Here is a 9,431-nt window from a genome sequence, read left to right as displayed (position 1 = left end):
AGTTACGTCCGAGAATTATATTATTTCATCTGTCAACTTGACAGGGACTAGTACACTTATCAAAACTACTTGAAATATTTTTTAAATATTGATTGATTCCGCCATTTATGAAATCAATAGTCCATTTTGTAATACTGCCTAGCGTAACGTGAATCGTCGAAATCAGATTGTTAATATCTTTAGTCGCGTCACTAGTCCCATTATTATAAGCCGTTGCGTCCTTGTACTGCTTAGGCGTTGAAAAGGCATTCACCAAATCCAATGCTGCGGCCCGGGTTAGCGAGAAGGAAGCGGCCATCAAGGCCACCTTGTTTTGGTTTTCCTGCGTTAAGTTGGTGGTGGCCAGCATGGTCTTGAGTTCGTCCGTGGTGATGGTCGTGGTGTCATTACTCCCAGAAGCGGACGCATCTGAGGCTAAAGCATCGCTCCCCGCCGTACTTTCGCTGGCTGATCCAGCGGAGTCAGTGGATTCACTGGCTTCATTGGTCGAACCCGTGGTTGAATTTTCATTAGTTGTATCCGTTTTTTGAGCTGTCGAATTAGTGGCGGTTTGATCAGCCGTCGTTTGAGTGGTGGTTGGTTGGGTACCATCCGTAGTGGTCTCAGTGGTCGTCACCTGATCATCCGTGGTGGTCTCATTTTGGGCAGACTGCGCCCCTGTAGTTGCGCTACCGGTTGCATTGGTTGTTGTTTCAGCTGCCTGGTTCCCCGTTTCACTAGTCGCCGAAGCACTTGGCGTGGTACTGGTTTCCTGAGTGCTGGTCTGATCACTAGTCGATTGGCTCGCGTCCGTCGTCGACGCTTGCACGGTTGCTTGTGATGTAGCCGGAATCGTCCCCGTGGTCTTGGTCGCGGCAACGTCCTCCGTATCCAGGGTCTTAGCGGCCCCAGTCTTAGTGTCGGCTTTCGCAGACGTCGAGCCAATGGTCCCCAGGCCTAATAGACCGCTTAACGCGGAAATCCCAGCGACCAGCCACTTTCTGCCTGCCTTATACATCTTAAAATGTGTTTTACTGTTCGAGCGGAATAGTTCTGACATCCGCTTCGGATCTAATCCCTTCATTAAATCGCCCCATTACTCAATCAATTCGACAAAATACTCAATATAATCTTCTTTATAATACCACATATATTCCAATGTGGATAATTGTGAATGGCCAATTTTATAGCCAAAACGCCATTAATGGCCACAAGTTTCCTTCGCAACTAATTGCTGGATTTATCAAGAGACCAAAATAATCATTTATACCCAAAAACTTCGCGGCCCGATTTTACAAAAAGTTCACTTTTCTCCCTTGGTGTAAGCGGTTGAAACCGCCCATTATTACAGCGCTTCCCCAAATAGTTAAATCAACCAACCAACCCGTCAACGGGATATTTCATCAATTTATTTCACTATTTCATTTCCCATTAGTTATTACCATCCCGGGTCCTTACTAAATGTTTCATACACGTCATGAACTAACCGTTTTTTCGAAAAATTTTTTCGGAACACTCACTTAAGTTAGTGACTTGTCAAACCGCTTACTCCCTCGACCTTTAAAAATATCCGATAAAACAGAGTGCGGACAAAACTGGCTACCTTTGGTCGCAGGTTTCAGCACCGTATCATTATCGTCAAGAATCAGAAAATTCTAGCGTTTTATCCCAGACAAAAAAATCCCGATTCATTTTTCAATGAATCAGGACTCTGCATTATAGGTTGTCTAAGGTTAGATTAAGTCCATCTTTTCTGGTGGGGTCACTAGCTTTTGGCCAATCTGTTCACCCAACGTCTTCAACGCATCTTCACGCGTCTTCACGATGTCCATGTTAAAGAGAATTGAGTCGATATCGCCACCAGCAAAGTCAAACTGTTCGAAATAAACGTAAGGGTCGTGGTCGTCATCGTCATTCAAGAAGTGCGCGGTGACTGCCTTGTTCAGGGCCGTTGCCCATGAAAGATCTGCCATCTTAGGTAGATCGTGTTTCGTCACATACCCCGGTTTTAAGATCAGCTTTGCCGCCTTTTCAACATCCGCTGCTGGGATGTCAATTTTCGGTTCGTCTGCTTTTTCCTTTGGTGTGTCTGCCATAATCAAAATCTCCTTTGATGTTTCTAATTTTAGTCTAGTCCTTTTTTTTGAAAACGTTAAGCATGAATCCCGGATAAATCCATAAAATTGTAAGCGGTACCGTTAGGGGCATTCACGATCCGCACCAATCCCCCTCAGAATACCCGCTACCCCCAAGTTTCCCAATTAAGACGGCTTCCTCAGGCAGGTCAACTTACCCACCGGAAAGATTTCTCACCAAAATTGACTTTTGCTAGTCGGGCCCTTTCCGTTTCCCCCAGAAACTTTAGCGTTCGGTTGCGTTCAAGGGGGTATCGGCGTAAAATTTGCCTCAACTCAAGGACTACAAAATAGCGGTCAGACGCGCTATAATGAGTGGATAGAATAAGTGAAATGAGGAATGATGTGTGGATAGCGGTCAGATAGTTGTAAACCTAGTGATTATTTTAGTTACTTTTTTCTTTGCAGCTTTCTTTGTTGCCTGCGAGTTTGCCTTAGTTCAGACCCGGCCTAGTGCGTTACAAGAAAGAATCGACGACCTAGACAAGCCTTCAACCAAGCTCACTCGGGCCATGAAAATGGTCACCAATTTAAACGAATATTTGTCAACAACTCAAGTGGGGGTTTCCTTAGCCGGAATTATCTTAGGGTGGATCGGTGAGACGTTCTTCGTCGACATTCTGCTCGCCGGCATCGCCCCCATGCATATCAATAACGCCACCGCGCATACGGTCAGCGCCATTATTGGGGTTCTGGTCCTGACTTACTTAGAAGTGGTCTTCACCGAAATCGTGCCCAAGAACATCTCCATCGATATGCCGATGAAGGTCTTAATGTTAGTGGTCACACCCCTGCATTACTGCCACGTTCTGTTCTACCCCTTTGTCTGGTTACTCAACGTCAGCGCGACTGGGGTGGTCAAGATGATGGGCCTGAAAGTGGCCAACGAAAGTGACGAAGTCTTCTCCCAAGCCGAAATCTTAAACCTCTCCCGAAGTGCCGTGGAAGGCGGGGAGCTGGAAAAGAACGACTTGGTCTACATGCAACGGGCTTTCGAACTGAACGACAAGGTCGCCAAGGACATCATGATCGACCGGACGCAGCTTGAAGTCATCGACATCACCACGACCGTCAAGGAAGCCTTAACGGTCTACCTGCAAGAACGGTTCAGCCGGTTGCCCGTGGTGGCCGACAACGATAAGGATAAGATTCTGGGGTACGTCTACAACTACGACTTGATTCGCCAACAACAAGTGGATTCTTCCATTAAAGTGGACAAGTTATTGCGTGACATCACCACCACGCCAGAAACTACGCCGATCACGCAGGTCTTGCAACAGATGATCAAGCACCAGACGCCTATCGTGGTCGTAGTCGACGAATACGGTGGGACTTCCGGAATCATCACCGACAAGGACATCTACGAGGAACTCTTCGGGACTGTCCGCGATGAGATCGACGACGCCAACGACCAGTACATCTTCAAGCAACCTAACGGGACGTTCCAGGTCAACGGGAAAATGACCACCTACGACTTCGAACGCTACTTCAACGTCGACATCAAGGACTTCGAGTCGACCGACATCGTGACACTGGCGGGATACATCATTGATAACTATCCTGACATCCAAGTCAACGACGTGATCCACTTGGAGAACTTCGACTTAAAGGTCATCGATTACGAGAATTCCTTCATCAACTGGTTCGAGGTCACGGTCAACCCCGTGCAACCCAAACCATCCCTGATGGACGAAGACGATAACGATAAGAAACACCATCACGATAACGATTAAAGTTAAAAGACGCTTAAGCCCCTCCCCGACGTGGGTGGCTTAAGCGTCTTTTTGACTGTCCTAAAGGCCCCTAAACCACCCATACAGCAGTAGGCGCCCAATCCATTTCAACACTGACCGGGCGCCCTTTTACTGGTTATCAAAATAATCACCACATCTTCTGGTCAATAATGGCGCACGGCTCGGTGACGCCAGGGCCAGATGGCCAGCCGATGGGCTTGATGCGGCGTCCCCTGGTCTGCCGCTTGAGGCCCCTCCGACTCGAAGTCTAAGATTTGCGCTAGCGCTCGCAATTGCGCCGGTGTCGGGTCGCACTGGACACACCCCTCCCACCGATCGATGGTGAGTTGGTCGACCCCAATCAGTTGCGCTAGGTGGGCTTGCGTCATATTCTGTCGTTTACGCATCACACGAATTTGCATCCCTAAATCCATGCTATCCCCCCTCATCTAAGAACCAGCTTAACACGCCCCTACGTTGAACCGTTTAGCCACTACTTAGTTTTATTAGGGGATTAACGAATCCCCTAACGTGACAGTTCCCCCCTAACCGGCTCGCCCGCCTTGTGGTACGCAAAAAGCGCCGCCAACCCGTTTGGATTGGCGACGCTTCAATGTTTACTGATTATTCATGCTTACTGTACTTTTCAGCCTTCGGCAACCGTAAGGCCACTAAGAACCCAATCACGGCTAAAGCAAACGTGAAGTAGAACCCGTAGTGGGACCCGTTCACGAACGCCCCAGCAGCTTGATGGGCGCCAGTGGCGTAGTAAGCCGCTTGACCGATTCCCAACAAGCTGGTCGCAATCGCCGTAGCAATCGCCCCAACCACTTGTTGGAGGGTGTTCATGATAGCACTCCCGTCAGCTGCGATTGGACCCGTCAACGAGTTCAACCCGTGGGTCTGGGATGGCGACATGGCTAATGGTGCCCCGATCATCAAGACCACGTGGGCCAAGATGATGTACCAGATAGCACTCTGCGTGGTGGTCAAGGCCAACAAGATGGCCCCAACCATGGAGATGATGAAGCCCAGCATCGCTGGCTTACGAGCCCCGATGTGGTCATACAACCGACCAGAAATCGCGGAGACAATCGCGTTCATCAATCCACCAGGGAACATGATGATCCCGGTCAACGCAACGGGAACCAGTGCCCCCTTTTGGATGTACATAGGTAACAGGTACATCGCGGACAGGATAATCCCGAAGTTAATCATGACCAGACTCGCACCGACCCGGAAGCCCGGAATGGCGAACGCCCGTAAGTTCAGAATTGGGTGTTCCATGGTCAATTGACGATGGGTGTACCATGCCAAGACCACGATACCTAAGACTAAGGCACCCAAGACCATTGGGGACCCCCAGCCGTGGTCACTAGCCATGCTGACCCCAACGACTAAGCTCCCGAAGCCGACCATGGATAACAGGATTGATAAGAAATCAATCTTAGGCCGCGTTACGGGCGCAATATTCTTCAGGGAGGTCACGGCAAATAAGAACGCGATGACCAAGAACGGCACGAACAGCCAGAAGATCCACCGCCAGGAAGCAATCCCCAGCACGATTCCGGCCAAAGTTGGGCCAATGGCGGGCGCGAACATAATCACTAACCCGACCATTCCCATGGCCGCCCCTAATTTATAGGGTGGGAAAATCTGCATCGCGACCGTAAACATCAACGGTAGGATCAGCCCAGTGGCGATCCCTTGAATCATCCGACCCAAGAGCAGAACGCCAAAACCAGGCGCTACCGCTGAGATAATCGCCCCAACGGCGAAATCAATCAAGGCGAATAGAATCACTTGCCGCGTGGTAAACCACTTGGTAATTAAACTAGATAAAGGTAACACGATCCCAATCATCAGCATGTAGCCGGTGACCAACCACTGAACTGTGGCTGTCGAAACGTTTAGTTGTGCCATCAACTGAGGTAGCGCAATGTTAAGGGAGGTTTCACTGAACATCCCCACAAATCCACCAATCAGCATACCCATCATGGCTAGCATGGGGTGCGCAACTGGCACCCGGGCTTTTTCTGCTGCTGGATTGTTTTGTACAGTTTCCATTGTATTTTCACTCGCTTTCATCAAACACAATGGATTACTTTAACAGAAAAATAATTTTCTCGTAAGTCTTTTTTGCAAAAAAGCACGGATTAACCGTTTTCACGCTGGGCAGCGGCAATCTTGGCCCGTAACTGCCGCAACTTTTCCTGGTCGAGTTCCGGCGCCTGCATCAGTTGGTCGTACTCGAACCGCAAACGGGGCAGGTCCGTCGCCGGGACCCCCTGCGCCGTCTGAGCCGGATCTCGTAACTGTTGCTGCCGGATCTCCAGGGTCCGGGTCGCCACCTGTTGACGGAAGGTCTGGTCGTGGGCCACGAACAGGACCGTCCCCGGGTAGGCCACCAGGTAAGCGGCTAGAGCCTTGAGCGCCGGTAAGTCCAGGTAGTTGGTGGGTTCGTCGAGAATCAAGAGGTTGCTGGCACTGACCAGAATCGTCAGGAGTTGCAGCTTAACCTGTTCGCCCCCACTTAAGTCCCCTACCAAACGGTCGTAAAAGCGCGCGGTCAACCCAAAGGCCCCCATGATCTGCCGGGTCCGGTCGGGATCCAGCGTTGTGGCGGCGGCCATGGCTTGCCAAACGGTCTGGTCGGTGGCCAGTTCCGTCATATCCTGATGGAAGTAACCCACCCGCGCACTGGGCGCTAAGTGAGTCTGGGGGTGCCGGGTCAAGATGGCGGTCAGAAGCGTCGACTTCCCACTGCCGTTGTCCCCGTCTAAGGCGACCCGCTCACCCGGACGAATCCGGAAAGTGGCCCGTTGCAACAAGCGTTTTCCACCCCGGTCTAACACCAAGTTGGTGGCACTGACCAGATACTTACCCTGTACCGGTGGTAAATCGGTTGCCACCAACTTAACGCTAGCAGCTTGGTGGGGCTTCACCGTGGTGGTTTGGCGGTTGGCGCGCTCAACCATGGCTCGGGCGCTCCGGTCAATCTTCCCCGCGGTAGCCTCCCGCAAAGACCTCGAGTTGCCCCGTTCGGCGGCCGTCAGGTTACGGCCCCCCTTGCGGACCCGGTTGGCCTTCTCCCGTCGGTGCTGAGCGGCGATTTCCAGGGCGTGCTGTTCCCGGTGTTCGCGCTGGTAGGCCGCTAACTGATTGGCTTCCTGCCGCTGGGTTGCCAGTTCATAGGCCGCAAAGGTCCCGTTATACTGGGTATAGTGCTGGTCTGCCACCACCCAGAGCTTGGTCGCCACGGCATTCAGCAGAGCCCGGTCATGGGAAATCAGTAGTAAGAGGCCGGAAAAGTGCTGGAGGGTCTGGGTCAACCAGCGTTGGTGCCGGTCGTCGAGGTTGGCGGAAGGCTCGTCGAGGATCAGGACCGCTGGCCGTTGTGCCAGAGCCGTCCGTACCCGCGCCAGCATACTCTGACCACCGGATTTATCGGCCGTCGGCGCAATCTGCGGCACCCGGATCACGGTGCCATCGACCCGGCAGGTTCCCGTGAAGTCGGGTTCCTGATGGGCAATGATCCGGGCTAAGGTGGTCTTCCCCGCCCCGTTAGCCCCCACGATACCGACCCGATCGCCGGTCTGGGCAGTCAGGCGGTCCGTGGTGAACAGCGGTTGACCCGCAATAGTCTTGTGTAGATGCTCAATTAAAATTTGTGTCAAGGTAACGTCCCCCTTAAAAAAGCGCAGGAATCGTTGGTTGGACACTAAAAAAGTGGTCGCATTTTCCTCACGAAAATCGCGCCCACCGGTTGCCTTGGCAACTCAGTCAGCGTAACCAGCAATTCCCAGAGTCGACACACTCCACCCCTGAAATCAGGATAAGTGTGTTTAACAATGGATTCGCTTAGTTACGCATTGGCTGAGATACCTCGTTCTTTCTTAGATTACGCCTAGATTAGCACAGGTCTGGGAATTGCGCAAGACGTTTTCGCACAACATTTTTCCGTCAATCCGTGTACACTAGAAGCAACCTATCTAAAACCGGAGGAATCAGTATGCGGATCTTATACATCTCAATCGAAGGGAATACCCGGAACTTCATCGAACACCTCACCGACTACGCGGCGGCCCAACACGCGACCGACCCGAGCCTGCCGACCATCACGGCCACCGAAATCAGTGAAGCCACCGATCTGACGGCCGAGACCAGCCCGTACTTCTGCTTCGTGCCGACCTACCTGAATGGCGGCAACGGCATCGACAACGGCGTCAAGGAACTGATGACCAACGTCTTGGGCGAATACATCGCGTACGGCAACAACGCCCGCTACCTGCTGGGCGTGGTCGGCAGCGGCAACCGAAACTTTAACGAACAGTACTGTCTGACCGCCAAGCGCTACGCCCAGAAGTTCAACGCGCCCTTTATCGCCAACTACGAACTCCGGGGAGTCCCCGCCGATGAACAACGGGTCTACCAGGCCATGGTCAAGCGACTTAAGGAGGTTCAACATGACTAATCCCACTTTAGACACCCTAATGGCTCACCGCAGCATCCGTCAATTTACACCCGAAAAACTCACGGACGCGGAAATCCACACCCTAGTCGACGCCGCCCAACACGCGGCCACCAGTACCTTTTCCCAACAGGCCAGCATCATTAGCGTTACCGATCCCGCCAAGCTGGCGACTCTCGGCGACATCACTGGCCACCACTGGCTCGAACGGGCCGGTCACTACTTCGTCTTCGTGGCGGACCAGTACCGAAACCAACAGTTGGCACCCCAAAATGCCACTACGACCGCTAACCTGCATAGTCTGGACAAACTTCTCGCGGGGATCTTCGATGCGACCATCATGACCCAGACCGTGGTCACCGCGGGCGAAAGTCTGGGACTTGGTAGCACCATCATGGGGAGCATCTTAAACGACGTTCCTCGTCTGATTGATTTACTCGACCTACCAGAGTTGACCTTCCCGGTACTGGGGCTGGCGATCGGACACCCCGCCGAACAGCCGGAACACAAACCGCGGCTTCCCCAAGACCTGATGCACTTCACCAACGGCTACCAGACCATCACGCCTACGGATCCGTCGTTGGTCGCCTATAACCAACTGATCAAGGTCTACTACCAGCAACGGACTACCAACCAACGGGAAGAAACGTTCAGTCACCACATTGCGACCGAACTCAGCCGCGACCCCCAGCAACGGGCTGGCATCCTGACTGGATTGCAACAGCAGGGCTGGCTTCAGGGGTAAATCAGATTTGCGATGGTCATCCGTCCTCCCAGCTTACAGTCGTGTAAACCCATAACAGGCCGTGGTCCCCAAGTGTACTGCTGACGATTATACTCAGTAAAAAACCTCATCCTAATAGGATAAGGTCCAGTGGTCGTTTGTGTGAACAAAATCGTCAAGCGTCAGGAAACACTGTTTTGGGGACACTCAATTTAGCCGTGAGGTTGGGCCTCTTCAGGCCCAACCGGTAAGGCGGGTGATTACCACAGTTTGTCTTTGGTCGTACGTTTAGAACGCAAAAAATAGAGTCTGAGAATTTAATCTCAGACTCTATTTTTCTACGTCTTGTCAATAAGAATGTTGTTAAATTAATGATTCTTGTTAGAGAG

General features: G+C 51.9%; 8 protein-coding genes. 3 read left to right on the top strand and 5 right to left on the bottom strand.

Translation table 11 applies throughout. The annotated features are described in order from the left end of the window. Nucleotides 1–25 precede the first annotated feature (25 nt). Together FD30_RS00780 and FD30_RS00775 are read right to left on the bottom strand one after the other, a co-directional pair. A complete protein-coding gene (locus FD30_RS00780) occupies nucleotides 26–1,063 on the bottom strand; it encodes a KxYKxGKxW signal peptide domain-containing protein (RefSeq protein WP_056943507.1) in 1,038 nt (345 codons plus the stop codon). Nucleotides 1,064–1,712: 649 nt separating this feature from the next. After that, nucleotides 1,713–2,075 (bottom strand): hypothetical protein, encoded by a 363-nt coding sequence (locus FD30_RS00775; protein ID WP_034545165.1) that lies wholly within the window; start codon nucleotides 2,073–2,075, stop codon nucleotides 1,713–1,715. Between the two features lie 386 nt (nucleotides 2,076–2,461). Here FD30_RS00775 and FD30_RS00770 point away from each other — a divergent pair, with 386 nt between their 5' ends. Beyond that, the gene (locus FD30_RS00770; RefSeq protein WP_056943506.1) at nucleotides 2,462–3,847 is read left to right on the top strand and encodes a hemolysin family protein; all 1,386 of its coding nucleotides are present in this window, start codon (nucleotides 2,462–2,464) and stop codon (nucleotides 3,845–3,847) included. A 164-nt stretch (nucleotides 3,848–4,011) separates the two neighbouring features. Here FD30_RS00770 and FD30_RS00765 read toward each other — a convergent pair whose 3' ends face one another. The 3 genes from FD30_RS00765 to FD30_RS00755 all read right to left on the bottom strand — a co-directional run bounded on the left by FD30_RS00765 (nucleotide 4,012) and on the right by FD30_RS00755 (nucleotide 7,524). Further along, nucleotides 4,012–4,281, bottom strand: a complete 270-nt coding sequence (locus FD30_RS00765; protein ID WP_056943505.1) for a helix-turn-helix transcriptional regulator — start codon at nucleotides 4,279–4,281, stop codon at nucleotides 4,012–4,014. Nucleotides 4,282–4,471: 190 nt separating this feature from the next. Then, nucleotides 4,472–5,914, bottom strand: a complete 1,443-nt coding sequence (locus FD30_RS00760; protein WP_056943504.1) for a DHA2 family efflux MFS transporter permease subunit — start codon at nucleotides 5,912–5,914, stop codon at nucleotides 4,472–4,474. Between the two features lie 89 nt (nucleotides 5,915–6,003). Further along, nucleotides 6,004–7,524 (bottom strand): ATP-binding cassette domain-containing protein, encoded by a 1,521-nt coding sequence (locus tag FD30_RS00755; RefSeq protein ID WP_056943503.1) that lies wholly within the window; start codon nucleotides 7,522–7,524, stop codon nucleotides 6,004–6,006. Between the two features lie 335 nt (nucleotides 7,525–7,859). Between FD30_RS00755 and nrdI the strand changes: the two genes are divergently transcribed. Both nrdI and FD30_RS00745 read left to right on the top strand, forming a co-directional pair. After that, a complete protein-coding gene (gene nrdI / locus FD30_RS00750; RefSeq protein ID WP_056943502.1) occupies nucleotides 7,860–8,321 on the top strand; it encodes a class Ib ribonucleoside-diphosphate reductase assembly flavoprotein NrdI in 462 nt (153 codons plus the stop codon). Beyond that, the gene (locus FD30_RS00745) at nucleotides 8,314–9,063 is read left to right on the top strand and encodes an NADPH-dependent oxidoreductase (protein WP_056943501.1); all 750 of its coding nucleotides are present in this window, start codon (nucleotides 8,314–8,316) and stop codon (nucleotides 9,061–9,063) included. Before nrdI ends, FD30_RS00745 begins: the two co-directional genes overlap by 8 nt. Nucleotides 9,064–9,431 lie beyond the last annotated feature (368 nt).

The sequence above is a fragment of the Levilactobacillus namurensis DSM 19117 genome (assembly GCF_001434785.1).
GTDB classification, from domain to species: Bacteria; Bacillota; Bacilli; order Lactobacillales; family Lactobacillaceae; genus Levilactobacillus; species Levilactobacillus namurensis.
Note: the sequence above shows the minus strand (reverse complement) of the source record. Positions and strands in the feature narration are given on the sequence as shown.

Coding starts and splice junctions, on each gene's coding strand:
- FD30_RS00780 (WP_056943507.1), bottom strand. CDS start 1,063: ATGAAGGGATTAGATCCGAAGCGGATGTCAGAACTATTCCGCTCGAAC.
- FD30_RS00775 (WP_034545165.1), bottom strand. CDS start 2,075: ATGGCAGACACACCAAAGGAAAAAGCAGACGAACCGAAAATTGACATC.
- FD30_RS00765 (WP_056943505.1), bottom strand. CDS start 4,281: ATGGATTTAGGGATGCAAATTCGTGTGATGCGTAAACGACAGAATATG.
- FD30_RS00760 (WP_056943504.1), bottom strand. CDS start 5,914: ATGGAAACTGTACAAAACAATCCAGCAGCAGAAAAAGCCCGGGTGCCA.
- nrdI (WP_056943502.1), top strand. CDS start 7,860: ATGCGGATCTTATACATCTCAATCGAAGGGAATACCCGGAACTTCATC.
- FD30_RS00745 (WP_056943501.1), top strand. CDS start 8,314: ATGACTAATCCCACTTTAGACACCCTAATGGCTCACCGCAGCATCCGT.